Origin of the sequence: Kosakonia sp. CCTCC M2018092 (genome assembly GCF_003864115.1) — a bacterium.
GTDB lineage: Bacteria > Pseudomonadota > Gammaproteobacteria > Enterobacterales > Enterobacteriaceae > Kosakonia > Kosakonia cowanii.
The window spans coordinates 3,630,521-3,654,866 of sequence record NZ_CP034225.1; the positions used below are offsets into that span (position 1 = coordinate 3,630,521).

The window sequence follows — 24,346 nt, forward strand, 5'->3', positions numbered from 1 at the left end:
ATGAATAACATGACCGCTATATGACCCAGCCCGCGCGATTGTGACAACGCAAATTTGCGCCAGGCGATGTCCCTGACCCGCTTAATGTTTATAATCGCCGTTATGCTTTTTTGCCACGGGATCACTATGCGCATTCTTCACACATCGGACTGGCATCTCGGCCAAAACTTCTACAGCAAAAGTCGCGCCGCCGAGCACAGCGCTTTTCTGGACTGGCTGTTAACCACAGCCGAGCAGCAGCAGGTCGACGCCATCGTGGTGGCGGGCGACATTTTCGATACCGGATCGCCGCCAAGTTACGCCCGCGAACTCTATAACCGCTTTGTGGTTAATTTGCAGCGTACCGGCTGCCAGTTAATCGTGCTGGCGGGCAACCATGACTCCGTGGCGACCCTGAATGAATCAAAAGAGATCCTCGCTTATCTCAACACCACCGTGGTCGCCAGTGCGGGCGTCGCGCCGTTTCTGCTCTATCGCCGCGACGGCGAACCCGGTGCGGTCTTCTGCCCGGTGCCCTTTTTGCGCCCGCGCGACATTACCGTCAGCCAGGCGGGGATGTCCGGGCAGCAAAAACAGCAGCACCTGCTGGCGGCCATCACCGACTACTATCAGCAGCAGTATCAGGCCGCCTGCGACCTGCGCGGCGATAAGCCGTTACCGATTATCGCCAGCGGCCATTTAACCACCGTCGGGGCGAGTAAAAGTGACGCGGTGCGTGATATCTATATCGGCACGCTGGATGCTTTTCCTGCACAGAACTTTCCCCCGGCGGATTACATCGCGCTCGGCCATATCCATCGCGCGCAGAAAATCGGCGGCACGGAGCATATTCGCTACTGCGGCTCGCCGATTCCCCTCAGCTTTGATGAGACCGGAAAAAGTAAAGGCGTCAATCTGGTGACTTTCGCCGACGGCAAGCTGGCTGAGGTCACCACGCTTGACGTGCCTGCCACTCAGCCGCTGGCGGTGATTAAGGGCGAGTTTGCCGATATCTGCCGCCAGCTTGAGCAGTGGCGCAATGCCCCCGCCACGCCGCCGGTGTGGCTCGATATTGAGATTGTCAGCAGCGACTATCTGGTCGATATGCAGCGCAAAATCCAGCAGGTGACGGAAGATCTGCCCGTCGAAGTGCTGCTGGTGCGCCGCAGCCGCGAACTGCGCGATCGCCTGCTCGCCGGTGAACTGCGTGAAACATTGAGCGAGTTGAAAGTTGAAGAGGTCTTTGACCGCAGGCTGGCGCAGGAGGAGCTCGACGAGATGCAGAGTGCGCGCTTACATACGCTGTTCAGCGAGACCCGTCAGGCGCTGGATGAGGAGAATGACGCATGAAGATCCTCAGTTTACGGCTGAAAAATATCAACTCGCTGAAGGGCGAGTGGAAAATCGACTTTACCGAAGAGCCCTTCGCCAGTAACGGGCTGTTCGCCATTACTGGGGCCACCGGGGCCGGGAAAACCACCCTGCTGGATGCCATCTGCCTCGCCCTCTACCACGAGACGCCGCGTCTTAGCACGCTGTCACAGTCGCAAAACGATCTGATGACGCGCGATACCGCCGAGTGCCTGGCGGAAGTGGAGTTTGAGGTCAAAGGCATTGCCTATCGCGCCTTCTGGAGCCAGACGCGCGCCCGCGGGCTGGCGGATGGCAATTTACAGGCTCCGCGCGTGGAGCTGGCGCTCTGCGAAACGGGGAAGATCCTCGCCGATAAGGTCAAAGATAAGCTCGATCTCACCGCCTCCCTCACCGGGCTGGATTATGGCCGTTTCACCCGCTCAATGCTGCTCTCGCAAGGGCAGTTCGCCGCATTCCTCAACGCCAAACCGCGCGAGCGCGCCGAACTGCTGGAGGAGCTGACCGGCACCGAGATCTACGGGCAGATTTCGGCGATGGTGTTTGAGAAGCATAAAAGCGCCAAAGGCGAGCTGGAACAGCTACGCGCGCAGGCCGAGGGCGTCGTGCTGCTGGACAGCGAGCAGCGGGCGCAGCTTGAGCAACGTTTGCAAGTACTGACTGACGAAGAGCAGACACTGCTGAGCGCCCAGCGCAGCGCGCAGGCGCAGGCGCAGTGGCTCAGCCGCGAAGCGGAGCTACAAGCGGCGCGCGGGCGGGCAAAAGCGACGCTGGCGCAGGCGCTACAGGCGCGTAATGACGCCAGGCCGCAGCTTGCGGCTCTTGAACTGGCGCAGCCGGCGCAGCAGCTGCGCCCGCTGTGGGAGCGGCTTGAAGAGCAGCGTAAAACCCTGACGCGCACCCGTACGCAGAGCGAGGAAGTGAATACTCGCTTACAAGCCAGCCTGTTACAGCGCGCGCAGATACGCGCCAGCGCCGGGCAGCAGCAAGCCTCGCTGCTTGCATCGCGGCAAACGCTGGAGGCGTGGTTAAACGAGCATGCCCGTTTCCAGCGCTGGCAGAGTGAGTTAACCGGCTGGCGGGCGCTCTTCAGCCAGCTGGCGGAGGAGAAAAAGCAGTGGCTCGCGGCGCAGCAGCGGGTGCAGAGCCAGCAGGAGCGCCTGCGCACCCTGCCAATCTCCACCCTTGAGATGAGCCTTGAGGAGACAGCGGCGGCGATGGCGCTCTGCGCGCAAAACCGCCCGCTGCGCCAGCAGCTTACCGCCCTGCACGCCCGCTATGCGCCGCTGCGCAAGCAGTTAAGCCAGCGCCAGCAGAGCCTGCTGGATCTGAAAGCGGAGCAGGAGAAACTGACCGCCGAGCTGGCGCACAAACGCGAGCAGTATAAAGAGAAGAATCAGTTACTGAACGAGGTGCGTACCATTTGCGAGCTGGAGAGCCGGATTAAGGATCTCGAAAGCGAGCGCGCGCGTCTCCAGCCTGGCCATCCCTGCCCGCTGTGCGGCGCAACGGAGCACCCGGCAGTTGCCCACTATCAGGCCATCGAGCCGGGCGTCAATCAGACGCGCTTTAATGCACTCGATCTGGAAGTGCGCACCATGAAGGAAGCGGGCGTGGCGCTCGGCGAACGGCTAAAAGGCCTCGCTGAGCGTTACGAGAAAGATGAGCGCGAAGCAAAACTGCTCCAGGAAGAGGAGCGCAGCTGGCTTGAGGCGTGGGCAAAAGCCTGCGCCGCGCTGAACGTCACCCTTGAGCCGCAGCGCGATCTCAACAGCTGGCAAAGCGCGCAGGATGCCTATGAGCATCAGCTTTATCTGCTCAATCAGCGCCTGACTTTGCAACAGCAGATCAATGAGCTGCGCCAGCAGAGCGAGCAGTATCAGCAGGCGGTTGAGCGCCGCCGTGAAAGCCTGGCCGCAACCCTTGCTGAACTCGATCTGGCGCTGCCCGCCGAAGATGACGAAGCGTCGTGGCTGGCCGCCCGCGCCGATGAAGCGCAGCAGTGGCAAGAGCATCAGCAGCAACTTACCGCGCTACAGGAACAGCTGGCGCAGCTTGCGCCGATCCTCGAGACCCTGCCCGAAGAGGAGATCACTGTTGGCGAGGCTCGCGTGGCGCTGGAAGGGTGGCGCAAAGTGCACGACGCCTGCCTGGCGCTGCAAAGCCAGTGGCAAACCCTGCACCAGCAGTTGGCGCAGGTGGCAGAGAGCGAGCGTCAATCTGAGCAGGCATTTAACGATGCGCTGGCGGCGAGCATTTTTGACGATCGCGACGCCTTCCTCCGCGCCCTGCTTGATGATGGCGAGCATCAACGCCTTGCGCAGCTGCGCCAGACGCTGGAAAGCGATTGCCAGCAGAAACAGGCATTGGCGGCAAGTGCGGAGCAGGCACTCACTGACCATCAGCAGCAGCGCCCCGCCGGGCTTGCGGCGGATGCCAGCATGGAGAGCATCGCTCCGGCGCTGGAGCAGCTTGCGCGACAGCTGCGCGAGAACACCACAGGCCAGGGCGAAGTGCGCCAGCAGCTCAAGCAGGATACGGATAACCGCAAACGCCAGCAGACGGTGTTACAGCAGATTGAGCACGCCAGCGCCCGCTGCGATGACTGGGGCCATCTCAATGCGCTGATTGGCTCCAAAGAGGGGGATAAGTTTCGCAAATTCGCCCAGGGGTTGACGCTGGATAACCTGGTGTGGCTGGCAAATAACCAGCTGACCCGCCTGCACGGACGCTATTTGCTTAAGCGCAAAGTGAGCGACGCGCTGGAGCTGGAAGTGGTCGATACCTGGCAGGCGGATGCGGTGCGCGATACCCGCACGCTCTCCGGCGGCGAAAGCTTCCTCGTGAGCCTGGCGCTGGCGCTGGCGCTCTCCGATCTGGTAAGCCATAAAACGCGTATCGATTCGCTGTTCCTCGACGAGGGCTTCGGCACGCTGGATAGTGAAACGCTGGACACGGCGCTGGATGCGCTCGATGCGTTAAATGCCACCGGGAAGACCATCGGCGTGATAAGCCACGTCGAGGCGATGAAGGAGCGTATTCCGGTGCAGATTAAGGTGAAGAAGATAAACGGGCTTGGCTACAGCAAGCTGGATGGGAAGTATTCGGTGTCGTAGGCCGCAGCATCGTGCCGCTGAAAACGCCCAGGCCGGATAAGGCGTAGCCGCCATCCGGCAATGGGATTACCTCGGTGGAATGGTTCCGTTCACCAGGTGCAGTAGGGCACGGCATCATGCCGCTGAAACCGCGTAGGCCGGATAAGCGGTACGCGCCATCCGGCATTATCACCGCACCACTGCCGGATGGCGGCTTCGCCTTATCCGGCCTACAAAAACGTGCTTTCAGCGACACCGACTTTGTTTTTATCTGCAATATGACAGCGACGGGGTTGTGTCCCCGCTGAAATCGGCGAACCGAAGCGGGAATGACAAGGCCTGGACGCCATGGATGGCGGACAGAGGCGAACCGAGACAGGATGTCGAGTCGAGCCGGCCGCAGTCAGGCACGCGGGAGGTGAGCGCAGTGCGCGGCACCGATTTCCTCGCGGGGCCGCGGGGATTGACAAGGGGAGCGCGGCCTCTTCCCTTGTCCCGTTCACCGCATAAGAGGTCAATGAAACCCCACCACGTATGGTGAACGGAACCCTTCCACCGAGGCAACATGCCGCACCCATTGCCGGATGGCGCGTAAACGCTTATCCGGCCTGGGCCGTTTCAGCGGTTCGATTGGCGCATTACTCCCCCTGTGGCCAGAGCCACGCCGCGCCGCGCACGCCGCTGGAATCCCCGTGCAACGCTTTGCGGATTGGCGTTTCACACTCGCCGCCAAAAACCCACTTCTGCATCAACCCGGGAACCGTCTGGTAAAGGCGATCGACATTACTCATCCCGCCGCCCAGCACGATCACATCGGGATCGAGGATATTGACCACATGTGCCAGTGATTTCGCCAGCCGCATCTCATAACGGCTCAGCGCCAGCTCGGCAACCGCGTCCTGCTCGTTTACCAGGCGAATAATCTCGTTGCCCTTCAACGCCTGGCCGCTCAGGCGCTGGTAATCGGTGCCAAAGCCGGTGCCGGAGATAAAGGTCTCAATGCACCCCTGTTTGCCGCAATAGCAGGGCACTTCATTGCGGTAACGCAGCTCATCCTCATCCATCCACGGCAGCGGATTGTGCCCCCACTCGCCCGCCGTACCGTTAGCGCCGATATGTGAATGGCCATTGAGCGCAATGCCGGAACCGCAGCCGGTGCCGATAATCACCGCAAACACCGTCTGCGCGCCCGCTGCCGCGCCGTCGACCGCTTCCGACACCGCCAGGCAGTTGGCATCGTTCGCAAGACGCACTTCACGATTAAGGCGCTGGCTTAAATCTTTATCAAAGGGTTTACCGTTAAGCCACGTGGAGTTGGCGTTCTTCACCACCCCGGTATAGGGCGAGATAGAGCCCGGAATGCCCATGCCCACCGTGCCGCGCTGGCCGGTCTCTTTTTCCGTTAAGTCGACCAGCGAAGCGATAAGCTCAATGGTCTGCTGATAGTCGCGCGGCGTCGGCTGCCGATGGCGGAACAGCGTCTCGCCGCGCTCGTCCAGCGCAATAATCTCTGTCTTTGTACCACCCAAATCGATACCGATACGCACATCAAACTCCTCGTAGTGGACCACGCATTAGCAATGCAAGCGCGGCGACAATTCGCTATTATGCCCGCTGCATTTAACGACAAGGCCGTGGAAAAAATCATGCTGTGGTTCAAAAATTTAATGGTATACCGTCTCAGCCGCGATGTGGCGCTCCGTGCGGAAGAGATGGAAAAACAGCTCGCCCCGCTCTCGTTTACGCCATGCGGTAGTCAGGATATGGCGAAAACCGGTTGGGTTCCACCGATGGGCTCACACAGCGAAGCGCTGACCCACACCAACAACGGCCAGATTATTATCTGCGCGCGCAAAGAAGAAAAAATTCTGCCGACGCCGGTGGTGAAACAGGCGCTGGAAGCAAAAATTGCCCGCCTCGAAGCCGAGCAGGCGCGCAAACTGAAAAAAACCGAAAAAGATGCGCTGAAAGATGAAGTGCTGCACTCGCTGCTGCCGCGCGCCTTCAGCCGCTACAGCCAGACGATGATGTGGATCGACACCGTCAACGGCCTGATTATGGTCGACTGCGCCAGCGCGAAAAAAGCGGAAGATACGCTGGCGCTGCTGCGTAAAAGCCTCGGCTCTCTCCCGGTTGTCCCGCTGACGATGGAAAACCCAATTGAGCTGACGCTCACCGAATGGGTCCGCTCCGGCACCGTGGCGCAGGGTTTCCAGTTGCTGGACGAAGCCGAGCTGAAAGCAATGCTGGAAGATGGCGGCGTGATCCGCGCGAAAAAGCAGGATCTGGTGAGTGACGAAATCGCTGTGCACATTGAAGCGGGCAAAGTGGTGACCAAGCTGGCCCTCGACTGGCAGCAGCGCATCCAGTTTATGATCTGTGATGATGGCTCGGTAAAACGCCTGAAGTTCAGCGATGAGCTGCGCGATCAGAATGAAGATATCGATCGGGAAGATTATGCCCAGCGATTCGATGCCGATTTTATTCTGATGACCGGCGAGCTGGCGGCACTGATTCAAAATCTGGTGGAAGGCCTGGGCGGCGAAGCCCAGCGCTAACGCTTTTAGCAACTCACTTTCACAGGCCCGGTCAGCGCAGCGCTACCGGGCTTTTTTGTCACCGGACGGCGCAAGCGTTACAGATAACGGCAGAGATAGGCACTCGGCTCGGCAACCTGCAGATGGAATTCGCTGTGGCCCGGGACATTGAACACTTCGCCGGCAGCGTGCCTTTTCCATTCGGTTTCACCTGGCAACAGCACGTTCAGCGCGCCGCTGACCACCGTCATCTCTTCCGGCTGCGCGGTGGAGAAGGTGTACTCCCCTTCCATCATCACGCCGACGCTGGCGCGGCCAGTGCTGCTGCTGGTAAACCCAATGGACTTCACTTTACCGGAAAAGTATTCATTACTTTGAAGCATAAACAGGCCCTTATAGAGAAATGACTGGAAAACCACTATAGAGGCCGGGCTTAAGTGATGTCACGCGAAATTGCGCCGTTATGCGGCTACACCAGCAGTTCTGAGGCGAGGCGCGCCACCAGCACATTGGAGAGTAAAACCGGTACATCCAGCGCTTTTTGCAGCAGATCGCGATGCAGTTGGTGGAAGCCAAGGCAGTCGAGCATCAGCACATCGGCACCGCGTTCCAGCAGCGCTTTTCCGGCGTCAATCAACTCTGTTTCGCTCGCCTGGTAGGGATGGCAGAGTTCATACAGCGGCTCTTTTTCCAGCACCTGCCACTTCTTCTTCTGCGGCGCCATCAGTTCTGGCACCGGCACAATCACGCCGACCTGGTGACCATCAACAATCGAGGCGACCAGCGGGGGAATAATGCGCTGCGGTTCAATCAAGATGGCGTTTCGCGCGTTTAAGCCGCGGATGTCGGCGGTGCTCATCAGCAGGATAACGTCATAGGTCCCCTGGTTATCGAGCACTTCGATCACGCTTTGCAGATCGCGCTCCACCTTCTGGCGCGAAACCATGCCGAGGCTGTCATCGCTCAGACGCGTCGGGATGGCGGTCTCGCCGGGATCAACGCAATAATCGATACGAACTTGTGCCGGGTCCATCTTCCCCAGCAGGCTGACATGGGTGATTTGATCTTCTGAAACATGCTCTGCCAGAAGCGGCAGGATCTCTTTTACCGGCACCACACCTATGGTGAGGATCGCCAACGTCGCACTCATTTTCGCTTTCCGCCTTTCAAAACTGCTTTTAGTTATGATTCTCTGCACAACAACCGACGGAGGATGGAGCACCGCCGCCGTGTAAAGAGAATGTGCCACTCCTGTGTTCTAATAAATTCCAGTAACAATGAATATAAACAGTGACTGGCATTAAGCCAGTCAAAAAATGTGATGCAAGCGACTTTCTGAAAGGTTCAGGAAATCATGCTGGCGGGATCGCCGGATTAGCTTTTATCGGGATCCTCGTAACGCTTTTTCGCATCCAGCGCTTCCTGCTCCGAAGGGTGTTCGCTGATCAATGAGTCCGGTTTCGGATGATCCGCGCGCAGTTCATACCAGGTTACAGTTGCGTCGCTGGGTCCCTTCTCAACAGCTACAACACGGGCTTCACGCGGATAGGGCGGTTTAGTCGGCATAGCTTATTCTCCTTTTGCGGTTAGAGAGATAAGTATAGTCAAACGTTTCGCTAACTGGCGCGCGCCAGGTGTAAAGCCGCCTCAATTTCTGCCACCACCGCCAGCGGCGGCTGCGCGGCATCGACCACAAAGTGCGCCGCATCGCGATAGAGCGCATCGCGGGTGGCGAGCACTTCGCTCACCTCTTCGCTGATCGGCTTTCCGGTCAGGGTCGGACGCAGCCCCTCTTGCGGAAAGGCTTCCAGCCGCCCTGCCAGCACATCGACCGGCGCACAAAGGTAAACCACGCGCCCATGTTCACGCATAAAACGGCGGTTATAATCGCTGAGAATAATGCCGCCGCCGGTGGCGACGACCAGAGCGGGTTCGGTCACGGCTTCAAGTGCTGCCGTTTCGCGGGCGCGAAAACCGGCCCACCCCTCCTGCTCTACGATTTGCGCAACGGTCTGCTGCGCCTCTTCCTGCAACCAGCTATCGGTATCGATAAACTGGAAGCCCTGTGACAGCGCCAGCGCCCGGCCAACAGTGGTTTTACCGCAGCCGCGTGCGCCGATGAGAAAGATGGGTAGCGTCATGAGCAGGTTGTTCCTCCAGGCCCCCGGTTGGGGGACAACAATAAGATGGCGATGATAGCACTAAACCAACGGCGCGCGCTGCGTAAGATTAACGTTACACACTCTCAATTTTGCGTAACAGAACGTTCTGGCGCAGCCTTTGTGCCTGTAAAGTTTCTGTGGCATCACCTGTAGCGGCAACCTTACTGGAAGTGATAAAAACTGACAAGCCCGGTTACGGTGTCTGGCGGCGCTGGCGCTCGAGCAGCCACTTATCGAGCTGCGCGGCGAACTGCTGGCGATCGCGCTGCGAGAGGGAGTCCGGGCCGCCGGTCTGGATGCCGCTGGCGCGCAACGTATCCATAAAGTCGCGCATGGTCAGCCGCTCGCGAATAGTCGCTTCCGTATAGCGCTCACCGCGCGGGTTAAGCGCTGCAGCCCCTTTTGCTATCACCTCCGCCGCCAGCGGAATATCGGCGGTGATCACCAGATCATCCGGCGCGCAGAGGCGCACAATTTCGTTATCGGCAACGTCAAAGCCTGCCGGCACCCTGAGCGCGCGGATCACCTTGGAGGGCGGCACGCGCAGATTCTGGTTAGCGACCAGCGTTAACGGCGTCTGCGTCCGCTCCGCCGCACGAAATAAAATCTCTTTAATCACATTCGGACAGGCGTCCGCATCAACCCATATCGCCATGGTGACTCCTTTTTGTTTCGGCGCATTGTCCCTTTAATTGCCCGCGGGGGAAAGCAGAGATCCTTTCGCCCTTGCCGGAAAAGCGCGTTAAGCTATGAATCACATGCAATAACAAGCAGAGAGGGACGTGATGGAAAAGAAAATCGGTTTTATCGGCTGCGGTAACATGGGTAAGGCGATTCTTGGCGGGCTGATCGCCAGCGGCGAGGTGAAACCGGGGCAGATTTGGGTTTACACGCCAACGCCCGATAAGGTCGCCGCCCTGCAACAGGAGTATGGCATTAACGCCGCGCAGAGCGCGCAGGAAGTGGCGCAGATCGCCGATATTGTCTTTGGCGCCGTGAAGCCGAACATCATGGTGAAAGTCCTCAGCGATATCGCCTCCAGCCTGAATAAAGAGACGCTGGTGGTCTCTATCGCGGCGGGCGTGACGCTCGATCAGCTGGCGCGCGCACTCGGCCACGACCGCAAAATTATCCGCGTGATGCCGAACACCCCTGCGCTGGTTAACGCCGGGATGACCTCTATCACGCCCAATGCGCTGGTCACCTCTGAAGACACCGCCGATGTGCTGACTATTTTCCGTTGCTTTGGTGAAGCGGAAGTGATTGCCGAAGGGATGATCCATCCGGTAGTCGGCGTCAGCGGCTCGGCTCCGGCTTATGTGTTTATGTTTATCGAAGCGATGGCCGATGCTGCCGTGCTGGGCGGTATGCCGCGCGCGCAGGCCTATAAATTTGCCGCGCAGGCGGTGATGGGTTCGGCGAAGATGGTGCTGGAAACGGGCAAACACCCTGCCGAGCTGAAAGATATGGTCTGCTCGCCGGGCGGCACCACCATCGAAGCGGTGAAAGTGCTGGAAGATAAGGGTTTTCGCGCCGCAGTAATGGACGCAATGGCCGCCTGTATGGCGAAATCAGAAAAACTGAGCGCGTAAAAAGTAGCGCCACGGCGATTAAACCGTGGCGCGAACGTTATGAGAGGAGTTCGCTGGCCGCACGCATGGTCAGCGGCTCCTGCATTTTCAGCACCAGCTCCGCCGTGGCGGTGTTCTCGCCGCAGCTCAGCACCGCTTTCAGCATCCCTTCCTGGCCGTAGAGCACGGCAAAGCGTTTATTCTCAAACGAGCCCAGCATCTTCATGCTGTCCCACTCGCGGGCATAGCCGAGGTACTCAAAACGCGTGCCGAAGTGGGTAGTCCAGAAAAAGGGCACCCGATCGAAAGGCTGTGATTCCCCGAGCATATTGAGCGCTGCAATGCGCCCCTGCTGCTGCGCAACGCGCCAGTGCTCAATACGTCGAGGCCCTTCCGGTGCCGGATAGGTGGCGATATCGCCCACCGCCCAGATATCGGGCGCGGCGCGCAGATACTCATCCACCGTCAGGCTGCCATCCTCTTCGTGGGGTAGATCGCCCACCAGATCGGTCGACGGCTCCACGCCGGTAGCAAACACCACCACATGCGCCGGAATGGTGCGACCATCTTTCAGCGCCACGCCCTGCACGTGCTTATCGCCCTGCAACTCCGCTGGCTCGCCGGTGACAAATTTGACGCCATTTTGCTTATGCAACTGCATAAAGTGGCGGCCAATCTCTTCCCCGAACTGCGGCACAAACGGCAGCGCGTGGCGCGAAAGGACGGTGACATCGACATCCTGGTTACGCAGCGCCGCCGCCAGCTCCATAGCGATAAAGCTGTTACCAACAATCACCAGTTGCTGCTCATCCTCCACTTCACTGAGCAGCGTCTGCGCCTGGTGGATATCACGTAGCACATGCACGCCCGCCAGCTGATTGCCATTGATCTCCGGCCAGACGGGGTGTCCACCGGTCGCCAGCAGCAGTTTGTCGAAGGTAATTTCGCGCCCGTCGGCGAGAGTTAACTGATGTGCTTCGGCATCAAGCTTTGTCACTTCTTGATCAATGTTTTCCACCCCAGGCTGGGCATAAAACGCTTTATCCAGCAGCTGCGGCACTTCGCTGATCTTCATCTTGCCTGACGGCACAAACTTGCTCAGCGCCGTGCGGTCATAGGGCGCTTCGCTCTCTTTATCAATCAGCATCAGATGGCCGTTAAACCCGGCGTCGCGCAGCGTCACCGCCGCCGAGCTACCGGCCGCGCCGGTCCCGAGGATCACTATCGTTTGAGGCCCGTCGCCGCGAATGGTGTTGTGATTGGTCGGCGAGAGCGGGCGCGGGTTAACCAGTACGCGGTTCTGCTCAATATGCACCGGATACTGCTTCAGATTTTGCAGCGCCAGCGGCTCGCACCACTCGCCATTGGTGATATCAAAGTTAGCTTTATGCCACGGGCAGACCAGCCGCCCGTCGCACACCGCGCCCTGCTCAAGCGGCGCACCGGCATGGGGGCAGCGGCTCTGGAACGCGCGCACCTGGGTTAAGGTGCGAATGAGGATAAGCGAGGTGCCATCGACATCGAATTTCACCGGCTGGTTTTCCGGCAGATCGTTCAGGTCGGTAACATATTGATAATTCATAACTCTTGCTCCCGTATTGGTGTGGCAAAACGGGCGTAACGTCTGGCGACGTACACTCGCAAAGGAAAAAAAGACAACACAGCTCACAAATTAAGCCTGGCAGAGATTAAGCGGGGAGCAACAGAGCGGCAGAAAGGCGTTGAGTATGCGGGCGCGATGTACGCCCGCGCGGGAAGGATTACGCCGCTTTTTTCAGGCAGGCGCTCATAAATTTACTGCGGTCATCGCCTTTGAGGGATTGCTGCGTCGCCTGGGCGTTACATTCGCGCATCCGCTGCTGCTGCGGTGTCAGACTTTTTTGCCCCGGCTCGGTTTTGGTGTTCTTCAGGCAGTCGCTCATGTAGCTCTTGCGCGCATCGCCGCCAAGGTTCTGCGCCTTAGCCTGCTGATTGCAGAGCGTCATACGTTGTTGTTGCGGGGTCAGTGTTTTCTCGGCGGCGCTTAACGCCGTCATAAACAGCACACCGAAGATAAGAGTAACGAGGAGTGTAATTTTCATAGCGCCATCCTTCTGTCAATGAACCCTTTAAGGATGGTCCTAATTGGCGAAAAAACCACCCGGCAGCAAATCTTTACCGCCGGGCAGCACTTACTTGAGGCTCAGCGCCGCTTTCATGGTGTAGAAGAGATCGGTCTGATCCGTCAGCCCCACCACGTTCGCCGCGTGCGGGCCGTACGCCGCAATGCGCACCTGCGTGCCGGTATGCTCCATCGACTCCTCTTCCGAGTTGCCGTAGGTCATCGCCATTACTGCGCCATCTTTGGTGGTCAGCGCCTGGCTCAGCCCCGGTGCTTTAGTATCTGCCGGAATGATCTGGCTGGCATGGGCGTGGTCTGCGGTGACGATCACCAGCGTATTGCCATCTTTACGCGCAAACTCCAGTGCTTTCTGTACCGCTTCGTCGAGATCGACGGTTTCGCCAATCTGGCCGCACGGGTTCGCCGCGTGATCCTGCTTATCAATCGACGCCCCTTCCACTTGCAGGAAGAAACCCTTCTCATTTTTGCTCAGCAGTTCAATCGCTTTTTCCGTCATCGCCGCCAGCGTCGGCACGCTGTCGGTGCGTTTCGGGTTTGGCGTACAGGTCACGGCAGGCTTATCCAGGTTGCCATGCAGAGAGGCTTTCGGCCCTTCCCAGCGCACCGGCATATTGCCGTCGGCGAAGAGACCGAGCAGCGGTTTATCCTGATTGGCTGTACTGATTGCCGCAAGCGATGCGGCATCACTCACCAGCTGGTAACCGCGCGCCTGCGCCTGCTCGCGCAGGGTTTTGCCCTGCCACTCACCGGCGGTGGCGGTTTCACTGAAGGTTTTAGCCCCGCCGCCAAGCGTCACGTCCGGGCGTGCATTCAGCAGCTGTTCGGTAATCGATCCTTTACCGCCCTTCTCCAGCGCGTTAAGCGCACACTTCTCGCTGGTCACTGTCGGGCCGTAGCAGCGGCGGGAGATGACATGGGAGATCAGCGCGGCAGGCGTCGCGTCCTGCAATTCCGCGGTGGAGACGTCGCCCGTCGCCAGACCGGCGGCTTTTGCCATCTCGAGGATGGTCATATGATCTTTGTCGTGGATATCGACGCCGAGCGCGCCGTTATAGGTTTTTACGCCGGTGCTCCACGCCGTCGCCGAGGCGGCAGAGTCGGTGACGTAATCGGGCTTACCGCTTTTTTTGTCCAGCGAATAGTGGGTGTATTGCCCGGTCAGCGGCAGCGCATCGATACCTTTAAAGAAACCGCCCGCCCCTTCGGCATAATTTCGCGCGGCGGTAATTTCGGAATCGCCCATGCCGTCGCCAATCAGCAGAATAATATTTTTGGCTGGCTTGTCATTCAGGGAATCACGCAGGGCGGCAGTCTGGTCGCCCGTCAAACGGCGTGCGCCGCCGGGTGCGGAAATATCGCCGTGAGCTGCGCGGCTTTCAAGAACCGGCGCTACAGATGATTCTGCATAAATAGCAGGCGAGGAAAGCAGGGATAATAGTGCAAGATATAACGCGCTCTGTTTCACTTAATATTCTCCATGTACAAATACTTAAAGAAAATAAAACAGAGCGACTATAGGCAGCCCAGATGACAGTGAGATGACAAATGTTACATGCTAACGCGGGGTCAACTGCGTGGGTGCCTTAAAAGCTTTTTTACGTATTGTTGCAGCAATTCAGAGTCTCTGGATAAGGCCTCATCGCCCGGCAGAGCCTCTGCCAGCGCGCCTTCAACGCTTAAAATGAGCGACTGCTGCTCTGACGCAGCCATCTGGCGCAGCAGCGCGGTGACGACAATTTCCAGCGCTTCAACCTGGGCGACCAGCTCCTTCGACTCCTCCTCCTTTTCCGCAAGCTTGACCAATAACTCAGCAATGAGATTTTTCATGGCGCTATTTCCTTTTGAGATGTTGCATGAAGTTAGCACTCGATTTAGTAGTTGCAAAGGAGATGCATCTATTATTTTTGCGCATTAATTCACACTGTTAGTAAGGTCATTGGGGAAATAACGGCGTCGCGGGTTGCGAAGTATATAGAGAACCAGGATGCGCAGGCCGGAGATCTATTTCCGGCCTGCGTTTAGCGTGGTTGCCGTACGCGGCGAAATGCCCGTGCCAGCTGTATCAGGTTAATCAGCACCACCACCGCCGTGGCGGCGAAGACCCAGCGAAAGCCAGCCATCGCCGAGACCGAGGCGCCCATCAGCGGGCCAGCAACGTTACCGAGGTACATAAAGGATTGGTTATAACCAAAGATGCGCCCGGTGACCTGCTCGCTGGAGTACTTCAGCAGCAGCGTCTGCACGGCGGGCAGCATCGCGCCATCAGCAAAGCCGAGCAGAAAGCGCAGAATGCCAAGCTGCAATGGCGAAGTGACAAACGACATGGCGAAGAAGAGCACAATCGCGCAGGCGAGCGTTGCTAACAGAATGCGTGAGGTGCCGATGCGATCGCCCAGTTTGCCAAGCCTGGGTGCCGAGAGCAGCGCAGAAACGCCGGGAACGGCGGCGATAAGCCCGCTGAGAAAGGCGATATTGGCGGTATCGGGCGACAGTGACTGGACAAACAGCGCGAGGATCGGACCAATCGAGCCGTTACAGAGCTGAATCACCATCGTGGTGACAAAGAGGCTGATCACCAGCGCCGGATAGGGCAGCGTTGAGAAGACCGCCTTGCCGCTGAGCCGCTCGCCCTTCTTCACCTTCGGTCTGCCCCCCTCTTTAATCAGGAACAGCGTCACCAGGAAGCTCACCATCAGCAGCATCGCAGTGATGATAAACACCGTGCGCAGGCCTAAGTGGTCAGCGAGAAAACCGCCCATCAGCGGGCCGCCGATCACGCCGCTGATCTGCGCCGTGGAGAGCGTGCTGAGCGCCCAGCCGCTGCGCTCGCGCGGCACCTGCGAGGCGACCAGCGCCATCGCGTTAGGAATATAACCGGAGGTCAGCCCCATTACGCCGCGCAGCAGAAGCAACTGCCAGACGTTAGTGGCGAAAGCCTGCAGCAGAATGGCGATCGCCATGCCGAGCGAAGCGCGCAGCAGCATCAGCTTGCGCCCTTTGCGGTCCGCCAGGCTGCCCCACATGGGCGAGACAATCGCCGAGATGAGGAAAGTGATGCTGAAAGTTAGCCCTGACCACATCGACAGCGCCTCGTGCGAGGTCACCCCCAGTTGCGCCACGTAGAGCGGCAGAAACGGCAAAATCTGGCTGATGGCAAGCCCGGTAAAAAAGCAGCCGAACCAGACCGAGATAAGATTGACCTTCCAGGATTCCATAAATACGCGTAATCACTCAGGGTTTAAAAAACGGCGCATAGGGTAGCAAGAATGCGCCAGCGATAAGTTACCAGATATGCGCTTAGCGGCACTTTGGAGTTTTATCTCTCAACCCACGCCGAATGGCGCAGCGGCGAGGAGAAAAACCTTAAATGCTAAGCGCGATATGCTTAGCGACAGAGGCCGTAACCGCGCATGCCGAGATGGAAATGATCCGCGTGCGCGGCGTTATACTCCGGCCCGAGGCCGTTACCGTAATAACCGCAGCTGGCGCTCAGCATCGCGCGTAGCCAGGGTTGCGTACGCGCCTGCCGCCAGCCGCGCAGGACAGAAACCTGCTCGCCATTCGCCAGCCTGAAAGCGCTGATATCGAGCGCTTCCGCGCTGGCATGTTCGCTGCGCCGCGCATCCGCGCGGTTGTAGATATTGCGGCAGGCGTAGCTGCCGACATGATCGATGCGCGTTAAGGCGCTGCCCATCATCGTTTCGCTTAATGGCCGCGCCTGCTGCTCAACAAACAGCGCCGAGCTGAGCGCCAGCGGGCAGCTCGCCAGAAAGCTGCTGCTCAGCTTCACGGCACCGAAATCTTTTACCCGCACCACGTTGGTTAACGGGCAGTCGCCGCCGCTGTCCGCCACCGCGACGGAGGAGATAAGCCGCTGCTGATTCGCCTGCTTCAGCAGCGCGGCGCAATCTTCAGGCGTTAAACGCCGCAGTTTGAACTGGGTGATGCGCCCCGGCGGATCGCTCAGCTGAAGCGGGGCAAAAGGGTTGTACCACGCTGGCAGCGCGCGGTAGCCCGCATAGACGCTGCCAATAAGAATAGCGATTACGATCAGGCTCTTCCCGCTCACCTCTCCTCCTCTTTTTTTCTCCAGACATTATGGCAGAAGGCCGCGAATCGTGCGTTTTGACGTGATATCGTATGGGTTTTCTCATCAGTGTGAGTGATTGTTGAAATGGCAAAACTGCGGGTAGGGGTCGTCTTCGGCGGCAAATCGGCGGAGCATGAAGTGTCGTTACAGTCGGCGAAGAACATTGTCGATGCGATGGATAAATCGCGCTTTGAAGTGGTACTGCTGGGTATTGATAAATCAGGGCAGTGGCATATTAGCGATGCGCAGAACTATCTGCAAAACGCCAGCGATCCGGCGCGTATCGCGCTCAATCCGTCGGACAACAGCGTGGCGCTGGTGCCCGGCGTCGCCGAGCAACAACTGATTGCGGCGGATAACCGCTCGCCGCTGCCGAATGTTGATGTCATTTTCCCGATCGTTCACGGCACGCTCGGCGAAGATGGCTCTTTGCAGGGGATGCTGCGCCTCGCCAACCTGCCGTTTGTCGGCTCCGATGTGCTTGCTTCCGCAGCCTGCATGGATAAAGACGTCACCAAGCGCCTGCTGCGCGATGCCGGTCTGTCCATCGCGCCGTTTATTACCCTGACGCGCGCCAACCGCGACAGCTTCAGTTTTAGCGACATGACCGCGCAACTCGGCCTGCCGCTGTTTGTTAAACCCGCCAACCAGGGCTCATCTGTCGGCGTCAGTAAAGTGACTAACGAAGCGCAATATGCCGAAGCGCTGCGTCTGGCCTTTGCCTTCGACAAAAAAGTGGTGGTAGAGAAAGGGATCGTCGGGCGCGAGATCGAGTGCGCGGTGCTGGGCAATGATGAGCCGCAGGCCAGCACCTGCGGTGAAATTGTGCTGAACAGCGAGTTCTACGCTTACGACACCAAATACATTGACGATCAGGGTGCGCAGGTGGTGGTGCCGGCCGCTATCGATCCGGAAACCAATGAGAAGATCCGCGCGATCGCTATTGAGGCGTATAAAACGCTGGGCTGCGAAGGGATGGCGCGGGTGGATGTGTTCCTGACGCCGGACAATGAAGTGGTGATCAATGAGATCAACACCCTGCCCGGCTTTACCAATATCAGCATGTACCCGAAACTGTGGCAGGCGAGCGGCATCAGCTATAGCACGCTTATCACCCGCCTGATTGAGCTGGCGCTTGAGCGCCACCAGCAAAGCAGCGCGCTGAAGATCTCAATGCAAGAGTAAGCGTTACTCGGTACTTTCCGCCGCCTCATCTTGCACGGGGCGGCGGATAATCAGCCCCGACAACCAGAACCCCACAAGCCAGGTCACCAGCCCGACAGCATAGGTTTGCCACCCTTTCGCTTCAAACCCCAGCAGCCCGACCACGCCATTGAGAATAAAGATCAGGCCGATCGCAAACGCATAGTAGTGCCAGTCACGGCGAATTTTCTCAGGCAGCTTCATGACAACTCCAGCAGGTAAAGGGCGCATCATCGCACAGCGCGCGGGTTGAGAGTGTGTGCTGTGCGGTAATTCCGAAATGTTACTGAAATAATTAATACGTTACAAAAATGTGATGACTCACAAAAAACGCTTCCCTGGGATCCTTCCCGGTCCGAAATTATCACCATTCTGATGTTGACAATGCGGGACTGGTGCCAAACTAACCAGGAGTTACGGCTCTGAGCCTATCTTCCCTGAGCGTTTAAAAGTAACGAGTACCGGAGGTCTTATGGCTGATTTTACCCTATCCAAACCCTTTAATAAGGGCGCGAAAAAACGAGACACCTCCAGACCGGGTAATATTGCTTACGCCGTCTTCGTACTGCTCTGCTTCTGGGCAGGCGCGCAGTTGCTTAACCTGCTGGTGCACGCGCCTGGCGTGTTTGAACACCTGATGCAGACGCAGGACGTCTCCCGTCCCCACGTTGAGATGGGTATGGGCGTAGGCACGATTTTCGGTCTTGTGCCGTTTATCGCCGGCAGCGCGTTTCTGGGCGTGATCTTCCTCGTCCTGCGCTGGCGTAGCCACAATCTGCGCTAATTGCGCGCCATGCAAGCGGCCCGACGATCGTCAACGCGTTTCGCAAACCACGCCGTGGTTAAGTTACGCGTGATTTTCGGGCTCTCTAACTGAATCCCCGGCAGCATCTCGCGCGGCAGCGTTTTTCCGCTACGTTTGTCCGCCAGACGATAAATCTCCCGATAGAGCTTCGTCTCTTCAAACTCCTGGCTGTCGCCACGCTCAAGCTGACGGCGAATATCCCGATCGCTCATCGCAAGCTGCGCGCCCAGCGTCTGTACCGCACGCTCGGTAGTGCCCGCTTCGCGGCTACCGTAAAGGATCAGATCGCCATCCAGCGCCAGCTTAATGCCTGTCACTTTGCTCACCGCGTTTTGAAACGCTGCGTTACGGCTGGCGTAGAAACCGGCGTTGTAATCAGCGAAGCGGTAGATCGGCGCGCTGTAGCTGGCCGGGTAGTTAAGCAGATGATAGGTGCCGAACCATAATCCGCCGCGGCGGCTGAAGACCTCCTGGCGCACGGTGCCGGACATCTCCCACGGGTAGCCGTCAGTGTGCTGCTCGGCAAACGAGACGCTCACCTGCATCGGCCCGCCGGTGTGCACCGGGTTATAAGAGCCAAACAGCGTCTGCCCCATTGGCACCATATTGATCATGTCATCGAAGATCGCGCTCAGCTCGCGTTCGGTGCGCACCTTATCAAGCCGCTCGCTGTAGCTTTTGCCATTGGGCGACGGGATTTTCAGCGCCGTGTGTACCAGCAGCGCAGGGATGTGCAGCTGCCCGGCGCGCTTGTCGATCTCTTTCCAGGCGATCTTATTCAGCCCCGGCACTACCGGATCGGACTGGTAGTTGGACTCCTGCTGCGCCACCGCTAATACGGAGCAGATATTCTCCAGCGTCGGCGGCAGCTTCTGGCTTTTAAAGGTGGTCGCCAGATCTTCAGCCCAGCCGTCGCGATCTTTAACGCTCGCGGGAATGGTGTTACGCACCACGCTTGCGACATCCAGCGCTTTCGCCTTTTTAGGCCCCTTCGATGCCTCTTTATCAGAGAGCGAGCCCTGCGAACTACACCCGGCGACAATCAGCGCCGCCAGCAACCAGCTAAAACGAGGTACGTAAGACATAACCTTCCTTTGTTAATGACCGTGAGAGGCGACAGGAACGAACTCCTGATTATCGACCTCACGCTCAAAACTGCGCAAACGTTTATAGATAGACATCAACTCCACCAGCGTGGTCCACGAGGTGATCAAATACTGGAACGAGCTGCGCACCTGTTCAAAGACGTTGGTGATCTGCTGCATCAACCCGAAGGTAATCGCCCCGGCTGCCAGCGTCGGGAAGAGCATAACCAGGCCAAACACCGCGTCAACCTGGAGATAGAGAATGCGCACGACGTTGAAATAGGTGTAGTGGAAATAGAGCCGAAAGTAGTTACGACGCACGGCGCTAAACAGCTCCACCACCGTATGCGGCCGCGCACGTTCGGCATCATCTTCACCATAGACCAGCTCTTTACGGTACGCCGCTTCGACGCGCTGATTTTTAAATTGCAGGCCGGGCAGCTTGATGCCCACCACGCCGAGCACCAGCGTGCCAAACAGCGCCCAGCCGATGGCGGCAAACACCAGCCCGTAAGGAACATGCCCAATAAGCGGCAGCTCCTGCACGTGGGGCGAGAGCGCTATCAGCACCGGCAGAAAGGCGAACAGGGTCATAATCGCATTGATAAAACTGGTGCCCATATCCTCCAGCGTGCTGGCAAAGCGCATGGTGTCCTCCTGCACACGCTGCGCAGCACCCTCGATATGGCGCAGCTGCTGCCAGTGCGCCATATAGTATTCGTTCATCGCCGTGCGCCAGCGGAAGACATAGTGGCTGACGAAGAAGTTATTCAGCACCGCCACTGTCACACCGATCAGCGCGATGCCCAAAAAGACGCCGCTGCTGCTGTAAAACTTCTCCAGCGGCACGGTATTGGGCGCGGTAAGCGCCTTTTGGATCAGATCAAAAAAGGGCTGATACCAGGCGTTAATGGCAACGCTCACCTCCACCTGAAACCAGGTAACGAAGATAATCAGCGCGGTGCCCAAAATCGACCACCGCTGCCAGCGATGGGGCGAATAGATATACCAGAAGGCGGCGAAGAGGCCGACGCAGAGCGCGTAGTAGGCGTAGAAGAGCAGAAAGTTGGGGCTCCAGAAGCGCGCGGCGCTGATTGGCACCTCGCTTGATATGCCGGTCAGGTGTAACAACCAGCGCTCGCCGCCTGCCAGCCAGAAAACAATGGCGAGAAGCGTCCAGATAAACGCCGAGGCAAAAAAGGGCGTCGGCCGAGGGAAAAAGGAACGAAACATAGTGCTCTCCTGGGTCTTTCTTATTCTTTACGACGTGTGCTGTGTCATGCTCGCGGCCAGCGACAAAAAAGCGCCGCAGGTGCGGCGCTGGCTCGTTTAATCAGACCTCAGGTTAACCGTTTAGTGGCTTTGCCAGTCATAAACAATTGTATCGACACTTTTCACCTGCACCGGGTTGTCCGGCACGATCAGCGTGCAAGGCAGCGGCGGTGGGCAGAAAAAAATGCTCTTATTTACCTGGCGTTACGGATTAGGGCGAAACATTCCGCTTTTCGCCCCTTTGCAACGGCGCGCAAGTAGTATAAATACGCTCTATCTTTCCCCGTGATTAATGGATCCTTTCGTTGAAACGTTGTCTGCTTCTCTCCGCGATGTTGTGTGCGCTGGGCCTGACCAGCGTCCGGGCGGCGCAACAATCCCCCGACCCGGTGTTTGCTTCTGAAATCGTCGATCGTTATGCCAACCATATCTTTTATGGCAGCGGCGCGACCGGCATGGCAATGGTGGTGATTGACGGCAACCAGCGCGTCTTTCGCAGTTTCGGCGAAACCCGTCCCGGCAACAATGTGCGCCCGCAGCTCGACTCGGTGGTGCGCATCGCCTCGCTCTCTAAGCTGATGACCAGTGAGATGCTGGTGAAGCTGCTCGATCAGGGCCGCGTGCGCCTTGACGATCCGTTAAGTAAATACGCCCCGCCCGGTGCGCGCGTACCCACTTATCAGGGCGCACCGATCACGCTCGTTAACCTGGCAACGCACACCAGCGCCCTGCCGCGCGAACAGCCCGGCGGCGCAGCGGTGCGCCCGGTCTTTGTCTGGCCAACGCGCGAGCAGCGCTGGAACTGGCTTGCCACCGCCAAACTGAAAACCGCGCCGGGCACCCAGGCGGCCTATTCCAACCTGGCCTTTGATCTGCTGGCGGACGCGCTGGCGCGCGCGGCGGGAAAACCCTATCCGCAGCTGTTTGAAGAGCAGATCACCCGCCCGCTGGGCATGAAAGACACCACCTTTACCCCGTCGCCGGATCAGTGCAAACGGCTGATGGTGGCGGAAAAAGGGGCCAGCCCGTGCAACAACACGCTGGCGGCGATTGGCAGCGGCGGCGTCTACTCCACGCCCGGCGATATGATGCGCTGGATGCAGCAGTTCCTCTCCTCCGACTTCTACCACCGCGATACGCAGGCCGACCGGATGCAGACGCTGATCTACCCGCGCGAACGCCTGACGAAAGTGGTGGGAATGGATGTGCCGGGTAAAGCCGACGCCCTCGGCCTCGGCTGGGTCTATATGGCCCCGAAAGAGGGCCATCCGGGAATTATTCAGAAGACCGGCGGCGGCGGCGGGTTTATCACCTATGTGGCGATGGTGCCGCAGCATAACGTTGGCGTGTTCGTGGTGATCACCCGTTCACCGTTGACCAAATTCACCAATATGAGCGACGGCGTGAACGATCTGGTGAGCGAGCTGAGCAACAATAAACCGGTGGCGATCCCCGCCTCCTGATGAAGTAACAGGCAGGTGCATTGCCGCCTGCCTGTGGCTTAACGGCGATTTTGGTAAAACGGGGGGTTATATTTTCGGCTACAATGCCGCCATCTGTTCCATAAATCTTAGGCATATCATGACCGATTTAATCACCCGTCCTCGCCGCCTGCGTAAAACCCCTGCGCTGCGCGCCCTGTTTGAAGAGACAACACTGAGCAAAAACGACCTGGTGCTGCCGATCTTTGTTGAAGAAGAGCTGAATGATTACCAGGCGATCTCCGCCATGCCCGGCGTGATGCGCATTCCGGAAAAATATCTCGCCCGTGAAATTGAGCGCATCGCTAAAGCGGGTATCCGCTCGGTGATGACCTTTGGTATTTCACACCATACCGACGACACCGGCAGCGATGCCTGGCAGGAAAATGGTCTGGTGGCGCGCATGTCGCGCATCTGTAAAGAGACGGTACCGGAGATGATCGTGATGTCCGATACCTGTTTTTGTGAATACACCTCCCACGGCCACTGCGGCGTGCTGTGCGAACACGGCGTCGATAACGACGCAACCCTGCTGAACCTCGGTAAGCAGGCGGTGGTTGCGGCGGCAGCCGGGGCGGATTTTATCGCGCCATCGGCGGCGATGGATGGCCAGGTGCAGGCGATCCGCCAGGCGCTGGACGCGGCGGGCTTTAAAGATACCGCCATCATGTCCTACTCCACCAAATTCGCCTCCTCCTTCTACGGCCCGTTCCGTGAAGCGGCGGGCACCGCGCTGAAAGGCGATCGTAAAACCTATCAGATGAATCCGCTCAACCGCCGCGAAGCGATCCGCGAATCGCTGATCGATGAAGCGCAGGGCGCCGACTGCCTGATGGTGAAACCGGCGGGGGCCTACCTCGATATTCTGCGTGATATTCGTGAACGCACCGAACTGCCGCTGGGCGCATACCAGGTGAGCGGTGAGTACGCGATGATTAAATTCGCCGCCCAGGCGGGTGCGATCGATGAAGATAAAGTGGTGATGGAGAGCCTCGGCGCCATCAAACGCGCAGGCGCGGATCTGATCTTCAGCTATTTCGCCCTCGATCTCGCCGAACGCGGCCTGATCTGATCCGCAACTGACGCTCTACCTCGTAGGCCGGATAAGCGTAGCGCCATCCGGCATTTCACAGCCCGTACCCATGCCGGATGGCGGCTTGCAGCCTTATCCGGCCTACACAATTTGTGGCCCGCTTTACCGTACGTACACCTGCCCTGCCTTTGTAGGCCGGATAAGCGCAGCGCCATCCGGCATTTCATAGCCCGTACCCACGCCGGATGGCGGCTTGCAGCCTTATCCGGCCTACATGATTCGTGGCCCGCTTTACCGTACGTTCACCAGCCCTGCCTTTGTAGGCCGGATAAGCGCAGCGCCATCCGGCGTTTCATCGCGCGCCCCCTGCCGGATGGCGGCTTGCAGCCTTATCCGGCCTACACAATTCGTGGCCCGCTTTACCGTACGTTCACCTGCCCTGCCTTTGTAGGCCGGATAAGCGCAGCGCCATCCGGCGTTTCATCGCGCGCCCCCTGCCGGATGGCGGCTTGCGCCTTATCCGGCCTACACAATTCGTGG

Annotated in this window: 23 protein-coding genes; 8 read left to right on the forward strand and 15 right to left on the reverse strand. The window is 58.5% G+C overall.

What is annotated here, in order from left to right:
• Positions 1–126: 126 nt before the first annotated feature.
• Together sbcD and sbcC are read left to right on the forward strand one after the other, a co-directional pair.
• Positions 127–1,329: an exonuclease subunit SbcD gene (gene sbcD, locus EH164_RS17310; RefSeq protein WP_124969497.1), complete on the forward strand. Its 1,203-nt coding sequence runs from the start codon at positions 127–129 to the stop codon at positions 1,327–1,329.
• On the forward strand, positions 1,326–4,466 hold the full coding sequence (gene sbcC / locus EH164_RS17315; protein ID WP_124969499.1) for an exonuclease subunit SbcC: 3,141 nt from the start codon (positions 1,326–1,328) through the stop codon (positions 4,464–4,466). Before sbcD ends, sbcC begins: the two co-directional genes overlap by 4 nt.
• A gap of 617 nt (positions 4,467–5,083) precedes the next feature.
• Here the strand turns inward: sbcC and mak are convergent.
• Positions 5,084–5,992 carry a fructokinase gene (gene mak / locus EH164_RS17320; protein ID WP_124969501.1) on the reverse strand — a complete coding sequence of 303 codons (909 nt, stop codon included), beginning with the start codon at positions 5,990–5,992 and terminating at the stop codon, positions 5,084–5,086.
• A 99-nt stretch (positions 5,993–6,091) separates the two neighbouring features.
• On the opposite strand from mak, the gene rdgC reads away from it, so the two are divergent.
• Complete coding sequence (gene rdgC, locus EH164_RS17325; RefSeq protein ID WP_023478948.1) at positions 6,092–7,003, forward strand: recombination-associated protein RdgC; 912 nt, start codon at positions 6,092–6,094, stop codon at positions 7,001–7,003.
• Positions 7,004–7,080: 77 nt separating this feature from the next.
• On the opposite strand, the gene ppnP is transcribed toward rdgC, so the two are convergent.
• The 5 genes from ppnP to EH164_RS17350 form a co-directional block, all read right to left on the reverse strand.
• Positions 7,081–7,365, reverse strand: coding sequence for a pyrimidine/purine nucleoside phosphorylase (gene ppnP, locus EH164_RS17330; RefSeq protein WP_023478933.1), 285 nt, complete (start codon positions 7,363–7,365; stop codon positions 7,081–7,083).
• 86 nt (positions 7,366–7,451) lie between these two features.
• Positions 7,452–8,132, reverse strand: coding sequence for an AroM family protein (locus EH164_RS17335; RefSeq protein WP_124969503.1), 681 nt, complete (start codon positions 8,130–8,132; stop codon positions 7,452–7,454).
• 224 nt (positions 8,133–8,356) lie between these two features.
• On the reverse strand, positions 8,357–8,548 hold the full coding sequence (gene yaiA / locus EH164_RS17340) for a protein YaiA (protein ID WP_034812321.1): 192 nt from the start codon (positions 8,546–8,548) through the stop codon (positions 8,357–8,359).
• 50 nt (positions 8,549–8,598) lie between these two features.
• Complete coding sequence (aroL, locus tag EH164_RS17345) at positions 8,599–9,123, reverse strand: shikimate kinase AroL (RefSeq protein ID WP_124969505.1); 525 nt, start codon at positions 9,121–9,123, stop codon at positions 8,599–8,601.
• Between the two features lie 214 nt (positions 9,124–9,337).
• The gene (locus EH164_RS17350; protein ID WP_023478951.1) at positions 9,338–9,799 is read right to left on the reverse strand and encodes a YaiI/YqxD family protein; all 462 of its coding nucleotides are present in this window, start codon (positions 9,797–9,799) and stop codon (positions 9,338–9,340) included.
• A gap of 130 nt (positions 9,800–9,929) precedes the next feature.
• Between EH164_RS17350 and proC the strand changes: the two genes are divergently transcribed.
• Positions 9,930–10,736: a pyrroline-5-carboxylate reductase gene (gene proC / locus EH164_RS17355; RefSeq protein WP_042712193.1), complete on the forward strand. Its 807-nt coding sequence runs from the start codon at positions 9,930–9,932 to the stop codon at positions 10,734–10,736.
• A 37-nt stretch (positions 10,737–10,773) separates the two neighbouring features.
• Here the strand turns inward: proC and EH164_RS17360 are convergent, their stop codons facing one another.
• The 6 genes from EH164_RS17360 to EH164_RS17385 all read right to left on the reverse strand — a co-directional run bounded on the left by EH164_RS17360 (position 10,774) and on the right by EH164_RS17385 (position 16,906).
• The gene (locus tag EH164_RS17360; RefSeq protein WP_124969507.1) at positions 10,774–12,297 is read right to left on the reverse strand and encodes an FAD-dependent oxidoreductase; all 1,524 of its coding nucleotides are present in this window, start codon (positions 12,295–12,297) and stop codon (positions 10,774–10,776) included.
• A gap of 178 nt (positions 12,298–12,475) precedes the next feature.
• On the reverse strand, positions 12,476–12,796 hold the full coding sequence (gene psiF / locus EH164_RS17365; RefSeq protein WP_023478946.1) for a phosphate starvation-inducible protein PsiF: 321 nt from the start codon (positions 12,794–12,796) through the stop codon (positions 12,476–12,478).
• 90 nt (positions 12,797–12,886) lie between these two features.
• A complete protein-coding gene (gene phoA, locus EH164_RS17370; protein ID WP_124969509.1) occupies positions 12,887–14,302 on the reverse strand; it encodes an alkaline phosphatase in 1,416 nt (471 codons plus the stop codon).
• A gap of 101 nt (positions 14,303–14,403) precedes the next feature.
• Positions 14,404–14,664, reverse strand: a complete 261-nt coding sequence (gene iraP, locus EH164_RS17375; RefSeq protein WP_042712200.1) for an anti-adapter protein IraP — start codon at positions 14,662–14,664, stop codon at positions 14,404–14,406.
• A 191-nt stretch (positions 14,665–14,855) separates the two neighbouring features.
• Positions 14,856–16,052 carry a multidrug efflux MFS transporter gene (locus EH164_RS17380; protein WP_076769454.1) on the reverse strand — a complete coding sequence of 399 codons (1,197 nt, stop codon included), beginning with the start codon at positions 16,050–16,052 and terminating at the stop codon, positions 14,856–14,858.
• 170 nt (positions 16,053–16,222) lie between these two features.
• Positions 16,223–16,906, reverse strand: a complete 684-nt coding sequence (locus tag EH164_RS17385; protein ID WP_124969511.1) for an extensin family protein — start codon at positions 16,904–16,906, stop codon at positions 16,223–16,225.
• A gap of 105 nt (positions 16,907–17,011) precedes the next feature.
• Here EH164_RS17385 and ddlA point away from each other — a divergent pair, with 105 nt between their 5' ends.
• Positions 17,012–18,112, forward strand: a complete 1,101-nt coding sequence (gene ddlA, locus EH164_RS17390) for a D-alanine--D-alanine ligase (RefSeq protein WP_124969513.1) — start codon at positions 17,012–17,014, stop codon at positions 18,110–18,112.
• A gap of 3 nt (positions 18,113–18,115) precedes the next feature.
• Here ddlA and EH164_RS17395 read toward each other — a convergent pair whose 3' ends face one another.
• Positions 18,116–18,334, reverse strand: a complete 219-nt coding sequence (locus EH164_RS17395) for a DUF2754 family protein (protein WP_124969515.1) — start codon at positions 18,332–18,334, stop codon at positions 18,116–18,118.
• A gap of 268 nt (positions 18,335–18,602) precedes the next feature.
• On the opposite strand from EH164_RS17395, the gene EH164_RS17400 reads away from it, so the two are divergent.
• A complete protein-coding gene (locus EH164_RS17400) occupies positions 18,603–18,914 on the forward strand; it encodes a DUF2755 family protein (protein WP_034812308.1) in 312 nt (103 codons plus the stop codon).
• On the opposite strand, the gene EH164_RS17405 is transcribed toward EH164_RS17400, so the two are convergent.
• On the reverse strand, positions 18,911–20,020 hold the full coding sequence (locus EH164_RS17405) for a DUF1615 domain-containing protein (RefSeq protein WP_124969517.1): 1,110 nt from the start codon (positions 20,018–20,020) through the stop codon (positions 18,911–18,913). The two genes, EH164_RS17400 and EH164_RS17405, sit on opposite strands and share 4 nt — an antisense overlap.
• Positions 20,021–20,032: 12 nt before the next feature.
• Positions 20,033–21,253, reverse strand: coding sequence for a peptide antibiotic transporter SbmA (gene sbmA, locus EH164_RS17410; RefSeq protein ID WP_124969519.1), 1,221 nt, complete (start codon positions 21,251–21,253; stop codon positions 20,033–20,035).
• A gap of 344 nt (positions 21,254–21,597) precedes the next feature.
• Between sbmA and ampH the strand changes: the two genes are divergently transcribed.
• On the forward strand, positions 21,598–22,755 hold the full coding sequence (gene ampH / locus EH164_RS17415) for a D-alanyl-D-alanine-carboxypeptidase/endopeptidase AmpH (RefSeq protein ID WP_124969521.1): 1,158 nt from the start codon (positions 21,598–21,600) through the stop codon (positions 22,753–22,755).
• A gap of 118 nt (positions 22,756–22,873) precedes the next feature.
• Complete coding sequence (hemB, locus tag EH164_RS17420) at positions 22,874–23,845, forward strand: porphobilinogen synthase (RefSeq protein WP_034812298.1); 972 nt, start codon at positions 22,874–22,876, stop codon at positions 23,843–23,845.
• The last annotated feature ends 501 nt before the right edge of the window (positions 23,846–24,346 follow it).